We start from the raw sequence: 23,740 nt of genomic DNA on the forward strand, positions 1-23,740 counted from the left end.
CCGGCCGGAACCGGGGCGAAAAATAGGAGCATTTCCTATCGGTCACAACGCAGAGAGAACTTTATTTATTCATCCTGTGAGAGGCGGCCAGTCTTTTAAACCGGCCTTTGGGTTCATTGTTAACCATCAGAGTTAACAGTCAGATATCGCACAGCAGATCCCAGCTACCATCGGCGGCGCTCGGTTCCGATTGCGTCCACCAGTTGGCTTCAAAGACGCTGCCGTTGTGGATAATGCGGTCGCCGCCGGCAGCGTGGTTGCCGTTGGGCCACTCTGGATAGGTCACCAGGCCTGCGGTGCTGACACCGGCATCGCCGCAGCTCTGGCCGCTGCCGCCGCCACTGCTACCGCCGCTGGAACTGCCGCCACCGCTGCTCAGTTCCGCCAGTGGCAGGTCGGGGTACTCAAACGCCAGTGCATAGTCGGTGCCGTCGACGGTCACGGTATAGGCCTGCGGCCCCGACACTGGCAGGTAGTAGTTCAGCGTCATGTCCCAGGATTCGCCGTCCGCCAGTTCCTGCCACTCCGGCAGGCTGAAACGCACGCGGTGGAATTCATTTTCCAGGCCGCCGACGTTGCCGCCACCGCTGTTGGCGCCATCTTCGATCACTTCCAGACCGGCACCGCTCTGGTCGGTGATGATGTTGGACGTAGAAGTGGGCATATCGAACTCGAATACGGTGCCGCCGGGTAGCGGGGCGCCGGTATTGTTGGTGATATACAGTTTCGGGTTCAGCGGATAGTTCTGGTCACCCAGTTTGAATCCGGTGATCTCGATGTCGATATCCAGTGCTTCCTGCGGCACATCGCGGTCGGTGCGCAGGTGACGGTAATCGCTGGCATTGGCGAACTTGTCGTAGGCGAGCGTGGTCAGGGTGTCGCCCATGAAATACTCGCCATTGGCTGCGTCCCAGTCGTAGTCGCCAGCCAACTCCCAGAACATGATGCCGCCAACGCCTTGGTCGATCACATACTGCACCTTGGCATCCATGGACTCTTCGTCCTCGGTGGAAATGAACACATTTTTGTCCGCGTTCCACAGCCACGGTGCTTCGGAAACACTGTCGTAGTGGCGTATGTAGGTACCTGTCAGTGCATCGTCAGGATCATTGACCGGGTCGAGCCCGTAATCGGTGACATAGCTGCCGAGGATCCCTTCTTCCAGGTTTTTGGCATGCCACATGGGATTGGAGCCTGCGCCCATTTCTTCGCCCATGCTGTTCTTGTCGTGCCACATATTGTCGATGCCGATGGCACCGTTACCGCAGTCCGCCGCACCGCCGGTGCCTTCCGGACACTCGGACTGTGACGGTAATGCGGCAGTGCCGCCGAGACCGTTGTTGCCACCGGAGACGCCCTGCCAGCCGCGGGTGTAGTAGGGAATGCCGATATTGATCCGGCCCGCGGGCATGGAGCCGCGGAAATACTTCACTGCCCAATCAATGTTCAGGTAACCGATGCCGCCGTACTGTGACGTGCTGTACACGCTGGCCGCCGCCAGTTCCGGGTCTTCGCCGTTGTCGAACAGGGCGGAGTTGTGCCCGACGTATTCATTCCACGCCCCGTGCAGGTCGTAGGTCATGATGTTGACGTAATCCAGATACTGAGTGATCGGCATGGTTTCCATACCGCGCAGCAGGTATCCGGAAGAGGGCGAGGCGATGGTCAGCATGTAGTGCGTGCCGTCTTCTTCACCGGCCTGGTCCAGCTTCTCGCGCAGTACCCGCATCAGTTCCACGTAGGATTCCATCAGTGAGCCGCGCAGGGGATTGGCAATACCGAAATCCAGCGGGTTGCCGGCGTCGTTCATGGTGGTGGGGTATTCGTAATCGATATCTACCCCGTCAAAACCGTACTCGCGGATAAAGTCCACGGAGGAGTTGGCGAAGGCTTCAATACCCTGATGGTTGATACTGCCATCGGCATTGGTGGTCATGGTGTAGAAGCCACCATCGGCCACGCGATCACCGTTGTCATTGAAGTGGCCGCCGGTTTCCGCCCAACCGCCGACAGAGACCAGGGTTTTCACTTCGGGGTGCTGTTCCTTGTATTTGGAAAGCTGGTTGAAGTGGCCTTTGTAGGGGTAGTCCGGATCGGTTTCCGCGCCGGCAACGCCGGGCCATTCCATACCGGTGGCAGGGTTGTCCGGGTTGTCGGTGTTGCCGACGGAGACAGAATAGTCACTGCCCACGTGGGCAAAGGCGTAGTTGATATGGGTGATCTTGTCCCAGGGAATGTCTTTTACCAGATAGCTGGGCTGACCGTTGGCACCGTTCCGCCAACTGGTGAAGTAGCCGATGATGCGGCGCGGGTGATCGGCGCCCATCACTTCGCGGCCATCCTGATCATAAATATCGCAGTAGTTGGGCGCAGTGCCGGGGGAGGTGTAGAGACCGTCGGGACGGCAGGGATGTTCAGTAATCACCACCGGTTCATCTTCGACGGTGATGCCGCTTTCCGCACTGGCATTCAGGCCGTCGTTGTCTGTGGCGACCGCGGAGAGCACGTGATCGCCGAGGATCGCGGTCCAGTCGACGCTGTAGGGCGCACTGGTGTCTGTGGCGATCAGGGAGCCGTCCACATAGAACGCCACCTGTTCCACACTGCCGTCGCTGTCGGATGCGCTGGCGCTGATGGTCAGGGTGCTGCCGGTGGTATGACTGGAGCCGTCTGCGGGCGCGGTAATGTCGACGCTTGGTGGCTGTGGACCCTGTTGCTCCGGTTCAACGGTGATGGAGACTGCGGCAGTGGTGGTCTGGAGATCGTCGCTGTCGGTGACTACGGCGGTGAAGCTTGGGCTTCCGGGCTCCGCGCTCCAGTTGGCTTCCCAGGGCGCGCTGGTGTCGGTGTCGATCAGGGTGCCGTCCACATAGAACGCCACGGATGTGACCTGGCCATCCGAGTCGTTCGCAGAAACGGATATGACAACGTTGTCATTTTCGGTCACAGAAGAACCGTCACTGGGGGCTGTGATTGAACCCGTCGGTGGTACCGGGTCAACGGTGGAACCGCAGTTGTCGATGAAGCGCCATTCCTGATACTGGCCGGAGTGCTGGGATGGGGCCTGGCCCTGAGTCCACCAGTTGGCTTCATAGGCATCGCCGGCGTGTTTAACCTGTGCGCCGCCACTATAGGCGCTGGAGGTATTCCACTCGGGGAGGTTGGTGCAGTCCACGGCGGCATAGGCGTGCCCCGCAGATAGCATGGCTGCGGCGATAACACCCAGCGTCAGCTTGTTGTTGAACATATTTTGATCACCTTGCGGCAGATTATTCTTATAGATTTACGACGCGATACTGCGGCGCCACTCAAATGACATCGCTGTCAAAAATATCAATGAGGAATGAGCAAGGCAACAGGAGGATTCATCAAATCGCAATAATTGGTGATATTGACGCCACTTTCGCGCGGTTTTTCCCTGAGCTGCGGCTTACTTCACGTCCTGACTGTGAGATAGCTGTTCGCGAACGGGGGTGATAGCGGGGTACCGAAGGCGCGGAGGGGGCGGGTGACCGCACTGAATTATCGTATCTGTAAGGTTTAAGTTACTTTTCCTGATCATTTCCGCTGGCGCAGACGAGTGCAGCTACCTGCAAAGCCTCCCGCCAGCCAGGTTATAGACTGCTACATGTCCCAGAGTGAATTGGTGGCCTTGGATAGGGTGACGCGCTCCTGATCCTGAATCTGTTTGAGGTTTTCAAATACTTTTTTGACTTCCTCAGACTCGATGCATTCGTAAACACCGTGGTACAGGTCCGAGAAGTAGCTGTCCACTTCCTGGCCGAGCTTGTTGATTTCCTCGATACTGGGTTTATCGCTGAGATAGAGGTTTTTAACCAGATCCTTGGCCGACTCCTCATGGGTATATTGCAACCAGGTTTTCATGACTTCCTGCTCTGCAATGGCGCCGTAATTCTTCAGGTTGTTGGCCATGCGGAGTTCGTGCTCGTGCAGATGCTTCAGTAGCAGTTGAGTGCGTTTATCTTCCGCGTTGTCCAGTAGCTGTTGATAGATTCCAGCCATATCCAGATGAAACTGTTGGGCATCTTTGAGCACTTCGTGAGCCTGTTTGAATGTCTTCATCGTTGCGCCTACTTGTTAATCACTTTGATTATAGTTTTCCCGATTGGAGTGGCCGAGGAATGTGTGTCATGTATTTTTACGTCTACTACTGTTTATAGTGCATTTATTCCATTGATCAAGGGTTGCGGGTAAATACCGAAAATCAATAGTAGCCCGGTGAGCAGCAACAAAATTGCCACACCGGAGCGGGAAATGAGTGGTTGCCCGGTTAAAAGCAGTGGCGCCCGCAATGTTTCTCGGAGGTCTGAGCCTTCTTTCTCTGGCTGTACGAGGGTGAGCAGTAGCTTGAGGTAGTAGAAAAGGCCCAAAGCACTGCCCGCGACCAGGATATACAGCAGCCACCACCGCTCCCCCTCGACGCCGGCGGCGATCAGGTAAAACTTCCCCACAAACCCGATAGTCAGCGGAATGCCAGCGAGTGATAGCAGCGCAATGGCGAAGCAGGTCGCGGTGACCGGCGCTCGCCACATCAGGCCACGGTAAAAGGCCCGTTGCATCGGATCCAATGTCGCGGGGAGCGGTTGGCTTCCGCCGGGTGTGTGAGGCAGCGCTGTATCACAGACCAGACTTACCACGGCAAAAGCAGTCAGAGTGGTGATGGTATAGGCAATGAGGTAGTACACCATTGCCTCTTTGGCAATGGTTGCCCCGGCCACGAGAAAAGCCACCAAAAGATATCCCATATGCGCGATGGAGCTGTAGGCGAGCAGACGTTTGATGTTGTTCTGTCGCAAGGCCAGCAGATTGCCCACCAGCATGCTGGCTATTGCGAATAGCGACAGCATGGCGATCAGCGCGGGTGACTGATAAAGAGACAGATACTCTGGAGATGCGCTGTGAAACAGCCGAAACAGCAGGGCCAGCAGTGAAACTTTTGCAAGTGTTGCCAACAGCGCGGTAACCGGTGTGGGGGCTCCCTCATACACATCGGCGGTCCAGATATGAAAAGGCACCAGAGAAAGCTTGAAGCCGACGCCACACAATAAAAGGGCATATCCCCCGGTAAATATCAGAAAGTCCTGATTGTTATTCTGTAGTATTTCTAGCGGACCGGGCGTGAATGTCAGGCTGCCCGTAGCAGCGTAAATCATCGCTATACCGAACAATGCCAGTGCGGTCGCCAGCGCCGATTGCACCAGGTACTTGAGCGCGGATTCCAGGGCATAGGATTGCTCGCGCAGGGGGATGGCAGGACAGTGAGAGCGGTGGCTGGTGGAGGAGGAACCATCTTGTGGAACCCGATCGGGTTGTGACTTCACTTGCGGTGGTGCATATGAAATGACAAAAGGAATCGTGAACCCAAGTAGTGGATACAATGCCATTCCCAGCAGTTCAAGCGCGAGGATAAAGCTGGCAAAGTGATGTGCACACACTAGGATACACGCCCCCAGTGTTGCCAGCAGCAGTAATACATAGAACTCCGCCGGGCCTCGGCGTGTGCCGTTTCGGGGGGGGGCGGAGTAGGCGGGAGCCGAACATCTCGCCTTGAGATGGTGGTAACCCAACAGTGCAACTATCGTGGCGATAAATAGGAATAGCAGAAAAAAGAACAACGCATAGTGGTCTATGCGGACCAGGGAAGTGACGGGCGTGGGAAGCGTGCTTTCCGCGTTCAGGCGGAACAGGCAATCGATGGCGGCGATCATCATTGTCATTAACGCGGTGGTCAACGCGGCACCGTGGTGTCGGATAAATGCAATCTGCAACAATAGTACGAGTGTTCCCGCGGCGAGAATCAGAATGGGCGACAGAGGTAAAAGCAGCGCAGAGAATTGTGCAAGGGTCATTGCCTGCCTCCCCGAGAGTCAGCCTGTTCAAGTTGTCTCCGGCCCTGATCGGTATGGGGCTTCCGATCTGTATCCTGTTCGCTGCTCAAGTTGACGCGTTCCACGATTATTTCCGTCCACGCGGCGGACTGTCGGAGCATCAGTTGCGGGGACAGACCGAGTCCGATCAACAGCAGTAGCGGTAACGCCAGGGCGAGCATTTCATGTCGCAGTAGATCATTATTGATCAGGGACTGCGGGGGTGTCGGATGCTGTGCTCGCGGTGTTCCAAAAAGTAACTGCCGAATCAGTTTCAGGCCGTAGAGGGCGGACCCAATCAACCCACCGGTGGCCAGCACCGTCATCCAGGGGTGAAGTTTGAAACTGCCCATCAGCGCGAGTAATTCACCCACGAAGTTTGCCAGCCCGGGCAATCCCATGGCCGCCACCGTAAAGAACAGCAGCATTGCCGCCCACCGCGGCATCTGCACCGAGAGGCCACCGAGTACCAGCATGTCCCGCGTGTGAAACCGGGCCTGCAGTACTCCAGCGAGCCCGAACAGCGCCGCCGTACTGAGACCGTGGGCCACCATCTGTGCCACTGCGCCCTGCAGTCCAATAGCAGTAAAGCTGTAGATGCCCAGCAACACAAAACCCATATGGCTGATACTGGAATAGGCCACTAGCCGCTTTACATCGGTCTGGGCAAAGGCCATCAACGCGCCGTACAAGATCCCCGCAACCCCAAGGCCCGCAGCCATTGGCGCGAAGGTCAAACTGGCTTCCGGAAACAGCGGCAGGGTAAAACGGATCAATCCATAGGCACCGGTCTTCAACAGGATGGCGGCAAGCAACACACTACCTGCGGTGGGTGCCTGAGTGTGCGCGTCTGGCAGCCATGGGTGAAAGGGAATGATCGGGAGCTTTACCGCGAACGCAACAAAGAAACCCAGCATCAGCCAGAATGCAGTGTTGCTGCTGGAAAAACTCGACAGCAGGGTTTGTGACAATTCAGCGGGTAAGAAACTGACTTCTCCCGTTTGTCGGAAATGTGTCAGTACCACGCCAATGATCGCGATCAATAAAAAGAGACTGCTGGCCTGTGTAAAGATAAAAAACTGTATAGCCGCACGGTTTTTTTGTCCATGTCCCCACAGCGCAATCAGCAGTGACATCGGAACCAGCATGACTTCCCAGAAACAGAAAAAGAGGAACAGGTCGCGCGCACAGAAAACCCCGACCACGCCCGCCAGTACCCACAGATAATTGGCGTAGTAGAACCCCTCACCGAACCGCCGCTCGCGCCAGCACATCCAGAGACCAAATAGCCCGGCAATCAATGTCAGCGATAACATGAGAAAGCTGAGGCCGTCGATGGCGACAGCAAAGTGGATGCCAAACCGGGGAATCCACAACACCTGGAGGTGGTCCCATACCTGATCTGCACGGGGCGTTTCACCGTGAAGTACTTGCATCGCATTAGGCAGGTAGCGCCCCAGTAACAGCAGTGCTGACAACACGCTGATCACTGCCAGCCAGCGTGCGGCCCCGGCACGCAGGTACTCTGCGAAACAGGCCAACAGGCCACCCACAAACAACAGGCTCACGATCGCTACCAGCGTCATGGTGCCCTCGCCGAGAAAATAATGGCGACCAGCAGCATCAGTATGATGGCGGTGACCAGCGTGGTCAGGTACCAGCGCAGGACGCCATTCTGGCTGCGGGACAGCTGGGCATTTATTTTCAGGCTCGTGTTGGCGACCCATTGATACAGGCAGTTGATAAAGTCACTGCGATTGATACGACTGAGCCAGAGAAAGGGGTTTACCAACAGCCATTGATACAGCCGATCAAAGCCCCAGCCATCCAACAGAAATTGTCCGAAACGGGACTGTGCGGTTGCACCGGAGTGATCGGGGTGCTGCCGAACCAGGAACCAACCGATCACAACACCGAGCAGCGGCGCCAGGCTTCCTGCTGCGCTTATCCAATGGGACACCTGCGGGTGTTGGGCGTCACCGAATACAGATTCCAGCGGAAGCGATATAAACCCACCAAATAACGCCAACAGCGAAAGCACCACAATAGCAGTGCCCATCAGCCGGTTCTGTAGTGCCGTTGCCAAAGTGTGGGGGGTAACCCCAGCGTCGGTACTGTGCTCGGACGGTGCTGGTCCGCAGAACACCCGGAAAAACAGCCGAAAACTATACATCCCGGTGATGATGGCACCGCTGATGGACATCCACCACAGCCAATGCGGACCGGCGTGCCAGACATTGGCGAGGATCTCCTCTTTGCTGAAATAGCCCGCAGTGAGTGGCAGCGCGGCAAGACTCGCACAGCCAATGGCGAAACTGATACACAGTAATGGCAGGGATCTGCGCAGGCCACCCATGGCAGCGAGTGACTGGCGGTGGTGGACATGGAGTATCACCATGCCTGCGGCAAGGAACAGCAATGCCTTGAAGAACGCGTGGGTGACCAGGTGGAATATCGCCGCGGAAAATGCGCCGGTACCCAGGGCGACAAACATATACCCGAGTTGGCTGATGGTGGAATAGGCGAGCACCCGCTTGATATCGGATTGCACCAGTGCACTGCAACCGGCAATCAGCAGGGTAACGGCGCCAATGGTGGCCACCGCCAGCAGCGCGAACTCGGAGCGCAGAAACAGTTCGTGACAGCGTGCGATCAGGTAGACGCCGGCGGTGACCATCGTCGCCGCGTGAATCAGTGCGCTCACGGGGGTGGGCCCGGCCATCGCATCCGGCAGCCAGGTTTGCAAGGGTACCTGAGCCGATTTTCCCGCTGCGCCTGCAAGCAACAGCAGTGCGCAGAGTGTGAAAATCGGCTCGGAAACACCCGGTGTCCGAACCGCTTCCATCAGCGGCTGAATACGCAGCGTGCCGAACTGCCAGTACAAAACGATAAGACCCACGAGTAAAGCAGTATCGCCGACTCGGGTGACCAGAAAGGCCTTACTGGCAGCGCGACCGTTGTCGGCGTTGCGGTACCAGAAACCGATCAACAGAAAACTGCACAGCCCGACGGCTTCCCAACCCAGGTACAGCAGTAGGAGACTATCTGCCAGCACCAGTACCGTCATCGCGAAGACAAACAGGTTGAGATAAGCAAAGAAACGCTGGTAACCATCATCACCATGCATGTAGCCGGCAGCGTAAATATGGATTAACAGGCCAACACCGGTAATGACCGCCAGCATCGTCAGGGTGAGGGCATCCAGATAAAAGGCAAAATCCAGCGTAAGTGGCGCCGTCGCAGTCCATTGCCACAATGGCACCTGGACGTAGGAGAGCTCTTGCGCAATAAACTGCGCGCTTATACCTCCACAGGTAAGTGCGGCGATGCCCACCGATCCTATGCCAATGACGGCTACTGTGGCCTCCTTAAGAGGTCGACGGAACAGAATCGGCGCAGTGACAAAAAGTATGAAGCCCAGCAATGGACACAGCGGAATGAGTATGGCCAGCAGCGGGATTGGAAGTTCCATTTCACCCCCGCATAGCCTTGATTTGATCGATGTCGAGTGTGTAGTGGTGCCGATACAATTGCAGCACCAGCGCCAGCGCAATAGCAATTTCCGCCGCGGCAATCGTGATGATCAGGACGTACATCGCCTGACCATCGGCACTGCCCCAGTGTGCGCCAGCCAAAACGAAAGCGAGCGCGGCCGCGTTCGTACAGATCTCCAGGCTCATCAACGTAAACAGAATGTTGCGTCGAACCAACAGACCGACAATACCGACACAGAACAGTATTGCGGCAAATATCAGGCCGTGAACCAGTGGAATCTGTTGAAGGGTACTGGCGGTTTCAGGGGGCATCTGAAAAAGTGCCTCCTGTACCCGCGGCCAGATGAAAGGCGCCCACCAGTCCGGCGAGCAGAACCAGCGAAGCCAGCTCGACCGCGAGCAAATATTCGCTGAATAGTGCGATTCCCACGCTTTTCGGGGTAACCGGCGCCTTGCTCCCCTGACCGGAGTCAGTTCCCCACATCAGGTACAGTAACTGAATCAGGAGTACGCTCGCGAGCACAGCGGGGAGCCACCAGTTCTGGCCCTGTAACCACTGTTGTTCCTGCGCCGTGGTGCGCGCCCCCTGATTGAGCATCATGATGACAAATACCATCAGAACCATGATCGCACCGGCATACACGATTACCTGTAGTGCGGCAGCAAAGGCGGCCCCCAGCAGATAAAAAATAATGGCGACTGCCAGTAACGACACGATGAGTTCCAACAGTGCGTGCACCGCGTTGCGACTGACAATTACCATACCTGTAGCGATCAGTGCGATACCCGCTGTGATATAAAAGAAAACTTCGCTCATTTTGATTCAGAGTTCTCGGAAATTTGAAAGTGTGTTTGATTGTTCACAGGTTCAGGCTTTTGATATTCACGGGTTGCTGTTCGTGCTCGGAATCGCCTTTGGGCTTGCCGGCAATGCTTTTGCCTGCGTGCCGATAGAAACTGTAGTCGTGATACTTGCCCGGTCCGTTGATCAGCAAATCTTCTTTCTCGTACACCATGTTCTGACGATCGTATTCGCTCATCTCGAAATCCGGTGTCAGTTGAATGGCATAGGTGGGGCAGGCATCTTCACACAGACCGCACATAATGCAGCGGGAAAAATTGATCCGGAAAAAGGCCGGGCGCCAGCGGCCATCTTCATCCTCGGTTTTTTGCAGCGAGATACAATCCGGCGGACAGGCCACGGCGCACAGATTACAGGCCACACAGCGTTCATCGCCATCGGGGTCTCGGGTGAGAACGATACGGCCGCGGTAACGCGGGGCGAGGTAGGGTTGTTCGTCTGGATATTCCACCGTGACCCGGCGCCGGAACAGATGGCGAAACACCAGCCACAGGCTGCGTAGGATGCTCATCAGACCCGCCATACAAGCACCCCGCCGGTTACCAGTAAGTTCAGTAGCGCCAGAGGCAGCATGACTTTCCAGCCGAACGCCATCAGTTGATCGTAGCGCGGGCGTGGCAGGGCAGCGCGCAAAAGAATGAACAGCGCCACCAGCAGCATGGTTTTTAATAGAAACCACACGAGCGGTGGCAGCCAGGGACCCAGCCAGCCGCCGAGAAACAGCGTGGTAATCAGCGCTGATATCAGGATGACAGACAGGTACTCGCCGACAAAGAATAAGCCAAACTTCATGCCGGAATACTCGGTGTGATAACCCGCGGTGAGCTCGTGCTCTGCTTCGGGTAAATCAAATGGTAGTCTGTGACTTTCGGCAACGCCGGCAATCAGGAAAATCGCAAACCCGAGCATCTGTGGCAGCAGGAACCAGCCTTGCTGCTGCGCGGCGACGATTTCCCGCAGATCGAAACTGCCCGCCAGCATCACCACCCCCATCAGAGACAGCCCCATAAACACTTCATAGCTGACGGTCTGTGCGGCCGCCCTCAGTCCCCCCAGCAATGCATACTTGTTGCCGGACGCATAAGCGCCCAGCACCACGCTGTAGACCGCCATGGCGCTCATGGCAAAAAAGAACAGCAGCCCGATATGCAGGTCCATGACGCCGGCGGCCGGACTGAAGGGAATCACTGCAAACGCGAGCAGTGCTGTCGCCATGACAATGGTGGGAGCGAGTACAAACACCGGTTTATCGGCAAAGCGGGGAATGAAGTCTTCCTTGAAAAAGAGTTTGATCATGTCCGCGACTACCTGCAGTACGCCAAAAGGGCCGACCCGGTTGGGGCCGGGCCTGTCCTGCCAGAAGCCCAACAGCCGGCGTTCTCCCCAGGTCAGCAGTGCCGCCAGCAGCACCACAGTGATCAACACACCGAAAATATTCAGCAATGTCATGGCGGTATGTGAATGATGGGTGATGGCCTCAGACACTACGCACTCCCGGTTTCCACCACGGAAATCTGGGCGGGGGAGAGATACCTTGCCGACATCGGCGCAACATGCTCAAAACCGGCGCAGATGCCAATGTATCCCTGCGCCAATTGCCGGGAAACCTGCACCTGTAGTTGCCATTGATCTGAGCCGTGCTGTATTTCGATGGTGCTGCCTGGCTGAATCCCGAGCGCATTGAGTGTTTCGGGAGAAATGATCGCGAAAGGCTCACCGATCACGCTGGCAATGGCGGCGGCGCGATTGCTCAGTTCTCCGGACCCGAACATGCGGTAGATTGGGAGTACGCGGAGTCGCCCGTTTTCCTTGATCGCATTTTTTTCCGACAGGGGCGCTGTGCGCTCGGCTAAACCGGTCTCGATGGCTTCCGGGGAGCGAGCGAGGGGCTGGCCACTGCTCTTGCCAAGGCGCTCCATACCGGGCCGGGGTTGGTAGCGGTGGATCGCTTGATTGGAGTTCCATCCGGGGGCCCAGTTGTTCACCTGAAGCGGTGACTGACTGGCAAAGTGAATCCCCTCCATGGAAAACGACAGCGGTGCGTCTGCGTCCGGTAGTGGTTTTTCTTCGGCCACCTGAATCTCCGCCTCCAGTGCGGTACGCCCACTGTAGCGGTGGGGCTGACGCGCGGTCTTTTGCCCTTCAATGGTCTGGTCCCAGTCCGGCCCCAGCTCCGCCAGTGGTGCCAGTGTGGGATAGCTGTCGGCCAGTGCGCAGCTCAGTTGCGTGACGTGTTGCCACTGGGCCAACTCCTGCAGGCGGCCGGTTTTCTCCGGACTGCCAGCCCGTGCCGCACATGCCGCCGCGGCATTTGCCAGCCAGCGCCAGCTGGCCTGAATCCAGCCTGAACCTTCGTAAACCGCGTAATGCCGCTGCGCCAGTCCACTGCTATTGACCAGCGTGCCTTCGTATTCCGGTATTGCTGCTGCGGGCATGACGAGATCCGCACGGGCACTGGTGCGGTTGTGGATGACTTCCAGCTGGATCACTTCATCCACGCTGTCCAGTATCTGCTCTGCCGTGGAGGGTGGCAGCTGGCGGTACAGGTCGGTTTCCATTACCAGCAGACTGGTTTTTATCCCGTCCTTCCGGTTCTCGCTTAGACGGTGCTGAAGTTCCTGGTTCAGTTGGTCGAGATGCTTATCCGCATCACACAGCTGTGCCAGCCCGAGACTGTTGGCGTCCGGGCAGGCGAGATACAGCTGACACTGCGCTCGCTCAGAAGGTTCTCGTTCTGCAATGGCAATAGCCAGTTCCGATACGGCCTGGAGTAACGCTTCGGATTGCAGCCCGCACCCGGATACGATCAATGGCCGCCGGGCTTTTTTCAGCTGCGCAACCAGTTCAGAGAATGCGTCATCAGTAAGCCCGGGGATCTCGGGGAGGGAGTATTCCCCCCCTATTGCTTGCGTGAGGGCGCGCGCCAGGTCTGCAATTTTTTCCGGCGTTGTGTGCAAGCGGCAGGTGGCAATGTCATCCAGGTCACTGCGTTCGACCGCGGTGATCAACACCGGGGTTTTTTCTCCGGTGAGCTGGCGGATGGAATCGTCCTGCCACTGGGGAATACCCAACGCTTCCGCGGCCTGTCGTTGGCGGCTGCGGGCCGCCTGACGCAATGCCAGGGCAATGCGGGGGGCGGTGTTGGCGATGTCCTCCCCAAGAACGAGCAGCATATCCGCCTGTTCCATATCCGGTGTGCCCGGCGTGTGAATACGCGGGTCGCGCTGGATTCGGTCTACGCGCTGTAGCAGTGCGAGGTTGCGGGCGTCCATACCGGCATAGAAGTTTTCTTTACCTACTGTGGATTGCAGGGCGAAGTTGTTTTCCAGCGCGCTGCGACTGGAGCCGATGCCGAGCAGGCGCTGTTTGCCGGCGCGCGCTGCGTCCAGGGTATCAGCCAGTTTCGCCACCGCGTCGCCGGGCGCCATCGGGTGCTGGACTTTTTTATTTCCTGCGGTGCTGTGGATCAGGGTTTGCGTATCCGCGACCAGTGGACGGTAAATACGCTGGCGGCTATTGACGTATTCATAGCCGAAGCGGCCCCGGTCGCATAGAAAGTAGCCGTTGATCTGGCGGTGAAAGAGATTGGTTACCCGGCGCAACTGTGCCGGGGCTCCCTTGCCGTCGCGCCGCGCGCCCGGCGCGGTATTGCAGCCGACGGCACAGTGCTCGCAGACGGACGGCGCAGTCTGCAGGTCCCATTTCCTGACGTAGTGACGGCTGAAGGTTTTATCGGTAAAAACGCCGGTAGGGCAGACTTCTACCAGGTTGCCGCTGAATCCATTGTCCAATACTCCGTCCTCCTGACGGCCGAAATACACCTGATGATTTCTTCCCAGTGCCTGCAGGTCGGTGCCGCCGGCATAGTCCCGGTAAAAGCGTACACATCGATAGCAGGCGATACAGCGGTTCATTTCATGCTTGATAAATGGCCCGAGAAACTGATTGTGGTGGGTGCGCTTCAGCCCCTGAAAGCGACGTAGGGTATGTCCACTCATGATGGTCATATCCTGCAGGTGACATTCCCCACCCTCTTCACAGACCGGGCAATCATGGGGGTGATTGATCATCAGGTTCTCGATGATACCGGCGCGAAATTCCTGCGCGCGCGGGTCCTCCAGCGCGAAGATGTCGCCATCGTTTACCGGCGTCATACAGCTCATGACCAGCTTGCCGCTGCGGTCCTCTGCATCCTTGTACTGAATAACGGCACACTGACGGCAGGCGCCCACAGAGCCCATGGCCGGGTGCCAGCAGAAGTAGGGCAGGTTTTTTTTCAGGCTCAGGCAGGCGCTGAGCAGATTCTGCCCATCGTCTACGTCATAATGTTGGTCATCTATTGTTATTGTCGCCATGGTGTTGGCAATCCCTGCCAGAATCATGTGGCCATCAATACGCGGCCGCTCGTTGAATTGATTTACCCGTTATGATTTTTCGCTATCTAGTTCAGAGCGCTTCGCAATTTTTGGCGCAGGCAGTCAGTGTGCACACGCAGGCTCAGATTGCGGTCGGGCACTATGTCCGTAGGGACAACCTCTTTGCACAATGTGCGCCAGGTAATCGCTCAGAAACAGCTTCAGGCTGCTTTGCAGTGGCTCCGCAGCACCCGGTGCCAGGGCACAGAACGTCGTACCCGGTGCCATCCGCCGTGCCAACTGCCGCAGCAGGATCAGGTCCTGTTTTTCTCCGCGACCGGCCTCGATACGTTCCAGTATCTCCACCACCCAGGGCAGCCCATCCCGACAGGGCGTGCACCAGCCACAGGATTCGCGCGCGAAAAAGCGCTGCAAATTCAGCACCAGTCCCACCGGGCAGGTGTGGTCGTCCAGAATCATTAGCGTGCCAGTACCCATGCGACTGCCGGCTTTGCCTATCACATCGTAGTCCATCGGGAGGTCCAGGTGACGGGGCGCGAGAAAATCGGTAGAACCTCCACCGGGCAGAAAGCCCCGCAAGCGGAACCCGGGCTGCATTCCTCTGGCGTGATTTTCAATAATCTCCCGTACCGGGGTCCCCATGGGCAGTTCCCACACCCCGGGGTTGTTAACCCGCCCGCTCACACCAAACAGTTTGCTGCCAGCATCGTCCTCCCGTCCCAACTGCCGGTACCAGTCTGCACCCAGGGCCAACAGGCAGGGCAGGTTACACAGAGTTTCCACATTGTTGACGACGGTCGGCTTTCCCCACAGCCCGCTGACCTGGGGGAAGGGCGGTTTGGTTCTCGGGATCGCGCGACGTCCCTCCAGGGCATTTAACAGCGCGGTTTCCTCACCACAGATATAGTTGCCGGAACTTCGATGAACATGGATTTGCAGGGAAAAATCGCGCCCCAGTATTCGTTTGCCAAGTAGACCGGCGCGGTGTGCCTCTTCCAGTGCATGGGAAAGTCGCTGTGCGGCGAGATGGTACTCGCCGCGAATAAAGATATAGGCCGTAGAGGCATTGATCGCTGACGCGGCGATGAGCATCCCTTCGATTAACAGGTGCGGATCACGCTCCAGCAGATAGCGATCCTTGAAGGCGCCTGGTTCCATCTCATCCGCATTGCAGATCAGGTAACGGGGACCGCTGTACTGGTCGTTGCCCGGGACAAAACTCCACTTGAGCCCGGTATTGAAGCCCGCCCCGCCACGCCCGCGCAGCCCCGCTTCCTGGACCAGCGCGGTGATATTTTCTGGCACCATATCCAGTGCTCGCTGCAATCCGAGGTAGCCGCCGTTGTTGCGATAGGCTTCCAGGGATACCGCGGCGTCACCGTGAATATTCCGTGTCAGGGGCGTGCGCAGATTGCGGTCCAGCGGGGTGGATTCACCGGGCATCTTCGCCTCCCGGAGATAATCTGAGCGAAGCGAGCAATGTATCCAGCTTGTCCCGGGTCAGGTTGCGCTGCATTTGTGTGCCGACCATCATTACCGGCGCCTTGTCACAGTCACCCAGGCAGGGGGTTTCCAGCAGGGTAAATACTTCGTCGGCGGTAGTTTCACCGGGGCGGATATTCAGGGTTTCCTGCAGGTGCTGTTGTAGCGCGCCGCCACCCAGCATCCAGCAACTGGCGCTGTTGCAGCAATAAATCACATGGCGCCCGACGGGCTGGCGAAATATCAGCTGGTAGTAGGTGGCCAACGCCTCCAGCTCGACGATCGGATAATCGAGGTAGTCGGCCAGCGCCTGCAGGCTGCCATCGGAAACCCAGCCGCGGTGGTGTTGTACGATCCTGAGGGCCTCCAGTGCCACGGCACTTTTGTGCGCGTAGTGGGCTGCCTCCTGCTCTATTTCGAGGATTTCTTCGGGGCTCAGGCTTGGGGTAATGGTCTCCATGGTCTTCGTCTGCCTCTTTCAGCGATCCACATCGGCCATCACGAAATCGATACTGGCAATGATGGCGATCAGATCGGAAACGCTCAGGTTGCGACACAGTTGCGGGATCATCTGCAGATGTGGAAAAGACGGGGTGCGGATGCGGTTACGGTAAGCGTTGGTATTGCCGTCACTGATGATCTGGTAGCTGTTCAGGCCTTTGGTGGCCTCCACCGGTACGCAGGCTTCCCCCGCAGGCATGACCGGCCCCCAGCTGTTGTTGAGAAAGTGCTGGATCAGAGTCTCGATATCTTCCATGGTGCGCGGCTTGCGCGGCGGAGTGGTCAACGGGTGATCGGACTTGTATTCACCGGTGGGCATATTGTCCAGGCACTGGCGAATGATGCGCAGGCTCTGATGCATCTCCTCCACCCGCACCCGGCAGCGGTCGTAACTGTCGCCGCCATCGAAGGTGGGAATGTCGAACTCGAAGTTGTCATAGCCACTGTAGGGACGCTGTTTGCGCAGATCCCATTCGAACCCCGTGGCCCGGAGACCGGGGCCGGTAGCTCCCCACTCCATGGCCTGCTCGGTACTGTATACACCGATGCCGCGACAGCGATTTTTGACAATGGCATTGCGCACCACCATGCCGTCGTATTCCTTCAGGCGTGCGGGCAAGTAGTCGATAAAATCCCGCACCAGCCGATCCCAGCCGTTGGGTAGATCCTGGGCCACGCCGCCGATACGAAACCAGGAGGGATGCATACGTCCGCCGGTAATCGCCTCGATCACGCCGAACAGCTTTTCCCGGTCTTCGAACATGTAAAACACCGGCGACATCTGCCCCAGGTCCTGGGCAAAAGTGCCATAGAAAACCAGATGGCTGGCGATACGGAAAAATTCGCACAGCATGACGCGGATGGTCTGCGCCCGTTCCGGCACCGCAATGCCCGCCAGCTGTTCCAGTGTCAACACATAGGGCAGGTTGTTCATCACCCCGCCGAGATAATCCACCCGGTCCGTGTAAGGAAGGTAACTGTGCCAGGCCTGGCGCTCGGCCATTTTTTCCGCGCCGCGATGGTGGTAGCCGATATCCGGCACCGCATCCACGATGCGCTCGCCGTCCAACTGCAATGCCACGCGGAATACGCCGTGCACACTGGGGTGGTTGGGGCCCAGGTTCAGGAACAGATACTCAGAGGTCTCGCCGGCGCGGGCCATGCCCCAGTCTTCCGGCTTGAAGCGCAGCGCCTCCTGCTCCACCTGTTGTTTATGCGGGGAGAGGGTGAAAGGGTCCACTTCTGTGGCGCGGGCGTGGTGATCTTTGCGCAGCGGATGCCCCTCCCAGCTCTGGGGCATCATGATGCGGGTGAGATGGGGGTGGCCGATAAAGTCGATACCAAACAGGTCCCAGGCTTCGCGTTCATACCAATTCGCCGCGCGCCATACCGGGGTAATCGATGGCAGGTTCAGGTTGTCCTGAGAAAGTGGCACCTTGACCCGGATAAACAGGTCCCGCTCAAAAGACAGCAGATGGTAAACGACGGTGAAATCGCTCTCCGGCTGTGCCGCTTCCCGCTCACCGCGATATAGCCGCATACGCTCGTCGATGGCGGTGAGATCGTAGAGCGTGGGGAAGGGCTGGGAGATGTCACACTTCAGCCAGCGCAGGAACGGCAGCAGCTGGTGTTTGCCTATCCACAGGGTTGGCAGATCCGGGGTATCCGGTTGCAGCCAGTAGTGTAGATCCGGCCGCACACCCGCCTGTTGCGCCAGATCTCTGACAAAGCTTTCCGCCGCGGCGCGATAGGCGTTCGGCTGAATTCGGTTTTCCGCTTTTACCCCGATCACAGTGACCTCACACGTCGTCCGGTGAGCGGAGTTTGTCTGCGCGCATACGCTGCTCGCGGTGCAGATCGCGCTGACTGGGTTTGCCCAGGGTATTGCGTGGAATTCTCTCCACCCCATTCTCACTCACCAGCCAGCTTAGTGAGCGTCGTTCGCTGGCGATGGAATCCTGTAACAGTGTCAGTCCCTGCATCAGCGCCTCTGGCCGTGGTGGGCAGCCGGGTACATACACATCCACCGGCAGAAAGCGGTCCACGCCCTGCACCACACTGTAGATATCGTACATGCCACCGGAATTGGCGCAGGAGCCCATGGAAATGACCCAGCGGGGTTCCACCATCTGTTCGTAGAGCCGCTGAATTACCGGCGCCATTTTGATAAATACCGTGCCCGAAATCACAATCAGATCCGCCTGGCGCGGTGTCGCGCGGATCACTTCCGAGCCGAAACGCGCCAGATCGTGACGGCTGGTAAACGCGGTGGCCATTTCTACATAGCAGCAGGAAAGGCCGAAGTTGAATGGCCACAGGGAGTTTGCCCGCCCCCACGCCATGAGATCTTCGAGTTTGGTGAGCAGTACATTCTTTTGTAGCTCTTCTTCGAAGGTGCTGGCGCTACTAAGAGTGTCACTGGGGGCATCGCTTGAAATCAGGTTGTCGCCATCCGGCTTATAGCCGGCGCGGGTGAGCTGCCATCGCATGGTGAGTATTCGCGTTGGCTGTACCTGTCTTCAGGTACAGCAGAGAGTGAGTTTGATCGCTGGTTTTATCACTGTCGTTCTCGCAGGTTTTTCTGTGGTCGCGGTCCCCAGTCGAGTGCACCGAGGCGCCCCACGTAAACGAGCCCTACGAGGAGTACGCCAATAAAAATAGACGCCTCAATGAGCCCCGGCAAACCGGCTTCGCGCACGGAGATAGCCCAAGCGAATAAATACACCGCTTCCAGGTCGAAAATGATGAAAAGAATGGCGACGAGGTAGTAGCCCACTGAAATCCGGATATGGGCATTGCCAGTGGGAACAATGCCGGACTCGTAAGGTTCGTGAGTGGCGTGATCGTTGCGTTTTGCGCCGAGTGCGTGGGAAAGACCCAGCATCAGGGTGATCAGTCCGATCACCGCCAGGGCGTAGACAAGAAGGGGCCAAAAGTCCGCAGTACTCAGTAGTGGCATTGAGCTTCAGATCACACAGATGTTTCGGACAGTGTAGTGCCTGGTGAACCCTGCGGTGATGCGTGCTTGCCTGTCACTTCGTCAGGGGCGCTTGAACTGTGGCCAACATCTCCTACAGTTGAGGTGCATAAAAGTCTGATTACAAGGTGAATAAGCATGGAAGCTTACAGGCGTCACAGAATTATTTCGCTGCAAACGCTGTTTTTCTTCCTTTCAGTATTGGGGGTGGCCTGCCAGGTTACCGCACAGGAAGAAGAGAAAAGTGACGGATTCGGGACTTTCGGAGGCAGTCTTCTGATTGCCAGTGATTACATGTTCCGCAGTATTTCAAACTCCAATCTTCGGCCTGCGGTACAAGGGGATTTCAACTGGTCTCACGAAAGTGGCCTTTACGCGGGGCTGTGGGCATCTAATACCGATTTTGGTGGCGTCGGCAACAGCATGGAGATTGATCCCTATGTGGGGTTCACTCGGGATATTGGTGAGAGCGACTTCAATTTTGATATCGGCTATTGGAGCTATAACTACCCCGGATCGAAATCCAGCCTGGATTACGGAGAGGTATACACCTACCTGAATTATTCCAAAGGAAAATTCTCGGCCAGCCCGAGTGTCTGGTGGACCCACAATTACTTTGGTAAAGACTTTCTGGATGGCGTTTCAGCGCTCGCGTATGAAGTCACCTTTGGCTATGAGGTATGTCCGGGATTGACTCCCTCATTGCGCGTGGGCGAGCAGACCTTTGGTTCCGGCTACGACAACCTGGAATTCACCTATTGGGACATTGGTGTGGATTACACGATAGACGATTGGAACCTCGGGTTGCGTTGGTATGATACCGATGGCATAGATCCTTTTCTGGCGAACCCGAACCTGGCGGATGGTGAAGTGGTATTTGGTGTGACGCGCAGTTTCTAGTGATCCATACGTTTTCCAGAGAACATCAACGCTTTAAGTAGCTTGGAGAAAGTGATGGCTGATATGGATGATCAACTGCTTTGGATCCACGGCACCTATGTTGCGCCTGATCAAGGTCAGTATTTTGATACCTTCAACCCGGCAACCGGGGAGAAGATCTGCCGTGTCGCGGAAGCGGGACAGTCGGATGTCGATAAGGCGGTGGCGTCCGCCAGCAAGGGACAGGCAGAGTGGGCCGCAATGAGCGGTGCGGAACGCGGGCGGGTCCTGGTCAAAACCGCCCAGTTGTTGCGGGAGCACTGCGATGCGCTTGCGCGCCTGGAGTCCCTGGACGGCGGCAAGCCCATTGCGGAAACCCCTGAGGCCGATGTGGGCTCCGCAGCCGACTGCCTGGAGTTTTTTGGTGGCCAGGCAGCTTCCCTTCACGGCGAATATCAATCTGTTCCCGGCGGCTTTTTCTATACCCGGCCGGAACCGGTAGGGATCTGCGCTGGCATCGGTGCGTGGAACTATCCCATTCAGATTGCGGCCTGGAAATCGGCGCCGGCGCTGGCGGCGGGGAATGCGATGTTGTTCAAACCTGCGGAGTTGACCCCGTTGACGGCCCTGAAACTCGCGGAGCTGTACCAACAGGCGGGATTGCCAGACGGTGTATTCAATGTAATCCAGGGTATGGCGGATACCGGGAAGATGCTCACGGCCCATCCGGGGATTGCGAAGATATCGCTCACCGGAGAAGTGGGTACCGGCAAGGCGGTGATGCGCGCCGCGGCGGATTCCCTGAAGAGCGTCACCCTGGAGCTGGGAGGCAAGTCACCGCTGATTATCTTTGACGATGCAGATCTGGATAACGCGGTGAGTGCCGCGATGCTGGGCAACTTCTACACCCAGGGACAGATTTGTACCAACAGCACGCGTGTATTTGTGCACGAGTCGATTCGCGAGGCTTTTGTGCAAAAGCTCGTAGCCCGCACACAAAAGCTGAAATTGGGCGATCCTCTGAGCCCCGATACCGATGTAGGCCCTATGGTGAGTGCCGATCATATGGCCGGTGTACTTGGCTACATCGATAAAGGCAAGCAGGAAGGCGGTAAGGTACTGACCGGCGGTGGACGTGCCACCAATCCCGGATTGGAGAATGGAAATTTTGTCGAGCCGACGATTTTCGATAACCTTGATGACACAATGACCATCGTACGCGAGGAGATTTTTGGTCCGGTGCTGTCCCTACTTGCATTCTCCAGTGAGCAGGAAGTTCTGGAGCGGGCCAATGCCAGTGAGTTCGGTCTCGCCGGAGGGGTGTTTACCAAAGATATCCAGCGCGCCCACCGTGTTGCAGAAAAAATGGATGCGGGTATTGTCTGGATTAATCAATACAACCTGACCCCGGTAGAAATGCCGTTTGGCGGCTTCAAACAATCGGGCATCGGCAAAGAAAACAGCCGCCGGGCGTTTGAGCACTACACCCGGCTTAAAACCGTGTATGTCGCAGAGGGCGATGTCGACGCACCTTACTGATCAGTTATATTGATTGTTCTGCTGGTTTTCCCCGGATTATTTTACCGGGATCTTTCCGGGGGGTGCTCACGCTGGCTGTGTTGCCAGTTATCGGCAGTAGCGCTGTCGGCATCGGAAGGCTTCAGCATGCCTTTGCCGCGAATATGGTCGGCCCCCTTTTCCCCGATCATGATTGTCGGTGCATTCAGGTTGCCATTGGTGACGGTCGGCATGATGGAAGAATCGACTACGCGCAGGTTCTCCACGCCGTGTACCCGACACTCTGGATCCACCACGGCCATCCCATCCGTTCCCATACGACAGCTACCGGCAGGGTGATAGGCGGTCTCTGCGGTCTCCGCTACCCAGTTGTCTATCTCGTCGTTGCTCTGGACATCCTTGCCGGGTTCAATTTCACGGCCCCGGTATGGGTCCATGGCCGCTTGGGCGAATATTTCCCGGGTGAACTGCAAGCCGGCGCGGAAGGCCTGTTTGTCCTCTTCCCGGTCCAGATAATTGAAAAACATCTCGGGCTGCTGTCGCGGATCGGTGGACTTCAGCTTTACCCAGCCGCGACTGAGTGGTTTGTTACATCCCAGATGCGCCTGAAACCCGTGGCCTTTGACGGCACTGGAACCGTCGTAAGCAATCGCACCGGCGAGAAAGTGATACTGGATATCGGGCCACTCGAGACCCGCGCGACTGCGGATATAGCCGTTGGATTCGAAATGATTGGAAGCGCCAAGGCCGCGTTTGAACAGCAACCACTGGAGGCCGATCCAGGCCTTGGAAAGGGGACCGAGCACGCCGTTCAAGGTGATATCCTGAGTACACTCCTGCTGTACCCACACTTCCAGGTGGTCGTGCAGATTCTGGCCAACGCCCGGCAGATCATGCACCACGTCGATACCGTGTTCTTTGAGATGTGCTGAGGGGCCAATACCGGACAGCATCAGCAGCTTCGGTGAGTTGAAAGCGCTGGCGGAGAGAATGACCTCGCGTGTTGCCCGTGCACGGAATTTTTTCCCGTGCTGCTCGTACTCGACACCCACCGCCCTTTTGCCTTCCATGACCACGCGGGTGGTGAGAGCGTGCATTTTAAGCTCGAGATTACTGCGACCTAACGCGGGCTTGAGATAGGCCAGGGCGGTTGAGCAGCGGACGCCGTCACGCACGGACATATCCATGCGTCCAAACCCCTCCTGGCGATAACCATTGTAGTCTTCGGTGAAGCCGTACCCTGCCTGCTTACCCGCTTCAATAAAAGCGCGGTAAAGCGGGTTCTGCATATTGTTACCGTTGCATGCGGTTATCGGACCGTCGCCACCGCGGTAGGCATCCTCGCCGTAAACACAGGTTTCCGAACGTTTGAAGTATGGCAATACGTCGGCGTAGGCCCAACCAGTCGCGCCCATTTTTGCCCACTCTTCATAGTCCCCTTTACAACCGCGCACGAACGCCATGCCATTGATAGAGGATGATCCGCCGATCACCTTACCGCGCGCTTGGTGGATACGGCGTCCCTTCAGTCCCGGCTCTGGCTCGGTGTAAAACTCCCAATCGTACTTGGGCATATTGAGCGGAATCGACAACGCGGTGGGCATGCGTATGAATATGGAGTTGTCCTTGCCGCCGTACTCCAGCAGCAGCACCCTGGTGTCGCGATCTTCGGAGAGGCGACTGGCGACAATGGCACCGGCGGAGCCGGCGCCTACCACGATGTAGTCAAAGGTCTGGTCGAAGTTATCTTGATTCATAAATAA

General features: G+C 57.2%; 18 protein-coding genes. 2 read left to right on the top strand and 16 right to left on the bottom strand.

Features of this window, described 5'->3' with window-relative positions; genetic code table 11:
* Positions 1-139: 139 nt before the first annotated feature.
* The 15 genes from LPW13_RS02935 to ndhC form a co-directional block, all read right to left on the bottom strand.
* Positions 140-3,247, bottom strand: a complete 3,108-nt coding sequence (locus tag LPW13_RS02935) for a chitinase C-terminal domain-containing protein (RefSeq protein ID WP_230437957.1) — start codon at positions 3,245-3,247, stop codon at positions 140-142.
* A 377-nt stretch (positions 3,248-3,624) separates the two neighbouring features.
* Positions 3,625-4,083 (bottom strand): hypothetical protein, encoded by a 459-nt coding sequence (locus LPW13_RS02940; protein WP_230437958.1) that lies wholly within the window; start codon positions 4,081-4,083, stop codon positions 3,625-3,627.
* A 92-nt stretch (positions 4,084-4,175) separates the two neighbouring features.
* The gene (locus tag LPW13_RS02945) at positions 4,176-5,870 is read right to left on the bottom strand and encodes an NADH-quinone oxidoreductase subunit N (protein WP_230437959.1); all 1,695 of its coding nucleotides are present in this window, start codon (positions 5,868-5,870) and stop codon (positions 4,176-4,178) included.
* Entirely contained in the window at positions 5,867-7,474 is a 1,608-nt protein-coding gene (locus LPW13_RS02950) for a complex I subunit 4 family protein (RefSeq protein WP_230437960.1), read from the bottom strand. Before LPW13_RS02950 ends, LPW13_RS02945 begins: the two co-directional genes overlap by 4 nt.
* Entirely contained in the window at positions 7,471-9,360 is a 1,890-nt protein-coding gene (gene nuoL, locus LPW13_RS02955; protein ID WP_230437961.1) for an NADH-quinone oxidoreductase subunit L, read from the bottom strand. The genes LPW13_RS02950 and nuoL overlap by 4 nt, the downstream gene beginning before the upstream one ends.
* A gap of 1 nt (position 9,361) precedes the next feature.
* Entirely contained in the window at positions 9,362-9,694 is a 333-nt protein-coding gene (nuoK, locus tag LPW13_RS02960) for an NADH-quinone oxidoreductase subunit NuoK (RefSeq protein ID WP_230437962.1), read from the bottom strand.
* Entirely contained in the window at positions 9,684-10,199 is a 516-nt protein-coding gene (gene nuoJ, locus LPW13_RS02965) for an NADH-quinone oxidoreductase subunit J (RefSeq protein WP_230437963.1), read from the bottom strand. Before nuoJ ends, nuoK begins: the two co-directional genes overlap by 11 nt.
* A gap of 43 nt (positions 10,200-10,242) precedes the next feature.
* Entirely contained in the window at positions 10,243-10,755 is a 513-nt protein-coding gene (nuoI, locus tag LPW13_RS02970) for an NADH-quinone oxidoreductase subunit NuoI (RefSeq protein WP_452308147.1), read from the bottom strand.
* Entirely contained in the window at positions 10,755-11,729 is a 975-nt protein-coding gene (gene nuoH, locus LPW13_RS02975; protein WP_329957923.1) for an NADH-quinone oxidoreductase subunit NuoH, read from the bottom strand. The genes nuoI and nuoH overlap by 1 nt, the downstream gene beginning before the upstream one ends.
* Complete coding sequence (gene nuoG / locus LPW13_RS02980) at positions 11,729-14,599, bottom strand: NADH-quinone oxidoreductase subunit NuoG (protein ID WP_230437965.1); 2,871 nt, start codon at positions 14,597-14,599, stop codon at positions 11,729-11,731. The genes nuoH and nuoG overlap by 1 nt, the downstream gene beginning before the upstream one ends.
* A gap of 123 nt (positions 14,600-14,722) precedes the next feature.
* Positions 14,723-16,063, bottom strand: a complete 1,341-nt coding sequence (gene nuoF / locus LPW13_RS02985; RefSeq protein ID WP_230437966.1) for an NADH-quinone oxidoreductase subunit NuoF — start codon at positions 16,061-16,063, stop codon at positions 14,723-14,725.
* Positions 16,053-16,562 carry an NADH-quinone oxidoreductase subunit NuoE gene (nuoE, locus tag LPW13_RS02990; protein ID WP_230437967.1) on the bottom strand — a complete coding sequence of 170 codons (510 nt, stop codon included), beginning with the start codon at positions 16,560-16,562 and terminating at the stop codon, positions 16,053-16,055. The genes nuoF and nuoE overlap by 11 nt, the downstream gene beginning before the upstream one ends.
* An 18-nt stretch (positions 16,563-16,580) precedes the next feature.
* Positions 16,581-18,395 carry an NADH-quinone oxidoreductase subunit C/D gene (gene nuoC / locus LPW13_RS02995; RefSeq protein WP_230437968.1) on the bottom strand — a complete coding sequence of 605 codons (1,815 nt, stop codon included), beginning with the start codon at positions 18,393-18,395 and terminating at the stop codon, positions 16,581-16,583.
* Between the two features lie 7 nt (positions 18,396-18,402).
* Complete coding sequence (locus tag LPW13_RS03000; RefSeq protein ID WP_329957924.1) at positions 18,403-19,092, bottom strand: NuoB/complex I 20 kDa subunit family protein; 690 nt, start codon at positions 19,090-19,092, stop codon at positions 18,403-18,405.
* A 68-nt stretch (positions 19,093-19,160) separates the two neighbouring features.
* On the bottom strand, positions 19,161-19,562 hold the full coding sequence (ndhC, locus tag LPW13_RS03005; RefSeq protein ID WP_230437969.1) for an NADH-quinone oxidoreductase subunit A: 402 nt from the start codon (positions 19,560-19,562) through the stop codon (positions 19,161-19,163).
* A gap of 156 nt (positions 19,563-19,718) precedes the next feature.
* On the opposite strand from ndhC, the gene LPW13_RS03010 reads away from it, so the two are divergent.
* Both LPW13_RS03010 and betB read left to right on the top strand, forming a co-directional pair.
* Positions 19,719-20,480 carry a TorF family putative porin gene (locus tag LPW13_RS03010; protein WP_230437970.1) on the top strand — a complete coding sequence of 254 codons (762 nt, stop codon included), beginning with the start codon at positions 19,719-19,721 and terminating at the stop codon, positions 20,478-20,480.
* Between the two features lie 54 nt (positions 20,481-20,534).
* A complete protein-coding gene (gene betB / locus LPW13_RS03015) occupies positions 20,535-21,998 on the top strand; it encodes a betaine-aldehyde dehydrogenase (protein WP_230437971.1) in 1,464 nt (487 codons plus the stop codon).
* A gap of 41 nt (positions 21,999-22,039) precedes the next feature.
* Here the strand turns inward: betB and betA are convergent, their stop codons facing one another.
* Positions 22,040-23,734 carry a choline dehydrogenase gene (betA, locus tag LPW13_RS03020; RefSeq protein WP_230437972.1) on the bottom strand — a complete coding sequence of 565 codons (1,695 nt, stop codon included), beginning with the start codon at positions 23,732-23,734 and terminating at the stop codon, positions 22,040-22,042.
* Positions 23,735-23,740: the final 6 nt, after the last annotated feature.

Origin of the sequence: Microbulbifer celer (genome assembly GCF_020991125.1) — a bacterium.
GTDB lineage: Bacteria > Pseudomonadota > Gammaproteobacteria > Pseudomonadales > Cellvibrionaceae > Microbulbifer > Microbulbifer celer.

Bases quoted from the DNA above. Each gene is read 5' to 3' on its own strand.
- nuoF (WP_230437966.1), bottom strand. From the start codon at position 16,063: ATGCCCGGTGAATCCACCCCGCTGGACCGCAATCTGCGCACGCCCCTG.
- nuoE (WP_230437967.1), bottom strand. From the start codon at position 16,562: ATGGAGACCATTACCCCAAGCCTGAGCCCCGAAGAAATCCTCGAAATA.
- nuoG (WP_230437965.1), bottom strand. From the start codon at position 14,599: ATGGCGACAATAACAATAGATGACCAACATTATGACGTAGACGATGGG.
- LPW13_RS03010 (WP_230437970.1), top strand. From the start codon at position 19,719: ATGGAAGCTTACAGGCGTCACAGAATTATTTCGCTGCAAACGCTGTTT.
- nuoI (WP_452308147.1), bottom strand. From the start codon at position 10,755: ATGAGCATCCTACGCAGCCTGTGGCTGGTGTTTCGCCATCTGTTCCGG.
- LPW13_RS03000 (WP_329957924.1), bottom strand. From the start codon at position 19,092: ATGCGATGGCAGCTCACCCGCGCCGGCTATAAGCCGGATGGCGACAAC.
- LPW13_RS02940 (WP_230437958.1), bottom strand. From the start codon at position 4,083: ATGAAGACATTCAAACAGGCTCACGAAGTGCTCAAAGATGCCCAACAG.
- LPW13_RS02950 (WP_230437960.1), bottom strand. From the start codon at position 7,474: ATGACGCTGGTAGCGATCGTGAGCCTGTTGTTTGTGGGTGGCCTGTTG.
- betA (WP_230437972.1), bottom strand. From the start codon at position 23,734: ATGAATCAAGATAACTTCGACCAGACCTTTGACTACATCGTGGTAGGC.
- LPW13_RS02935 (WP_230437957.1), bottom strand. From the start codon at position 3,247: ATGTTCAACAACAAGCTGACGCTGGGTGTTATCGCCGCAGCCATGCTA.
- nuoL (WP_230437961.1), bottom strand. From the start codon at position 9,360: ATGGAACTTCCAATCCCGCTGCTGGCCATACTCATTCCGCTGTGTCCA.
- ndhC (WP_230437969.1), bottom strand. From the start codon at position 19,562: ATGCCACTACTGAGTACTGCGGACTTTTGGCCCCTTCTTGTCTACGCC.
- betB (WP_230437971.1), top strand. From the start codon at position 20,535: ATGGCTGATATGGATGATCAACTGCTTTGGATCCACGGCACCTATGTT.
- nuoK (WP_230437962.1), bottom strand. From the start codon at position 9,694: ATGCCCCCTGAAACCGCCAGTACCCTTCAACAGATTCCACTGGTTCAC.
- LPW13_RS02945 (WP_230437959.1), bottom strand. From the start codon at position 5,870: ATGACCCTTGCACAATTCTCTGCGCTGCTTTTACCTCTGTCGCCCATT.
- nuoJ (WP_230437963.1), bottom strand. From the start codon at position 10,199: ATGAGCGAAGTTTTCTTTTATATCACAGCGGGTATCGCACTGATCGCT.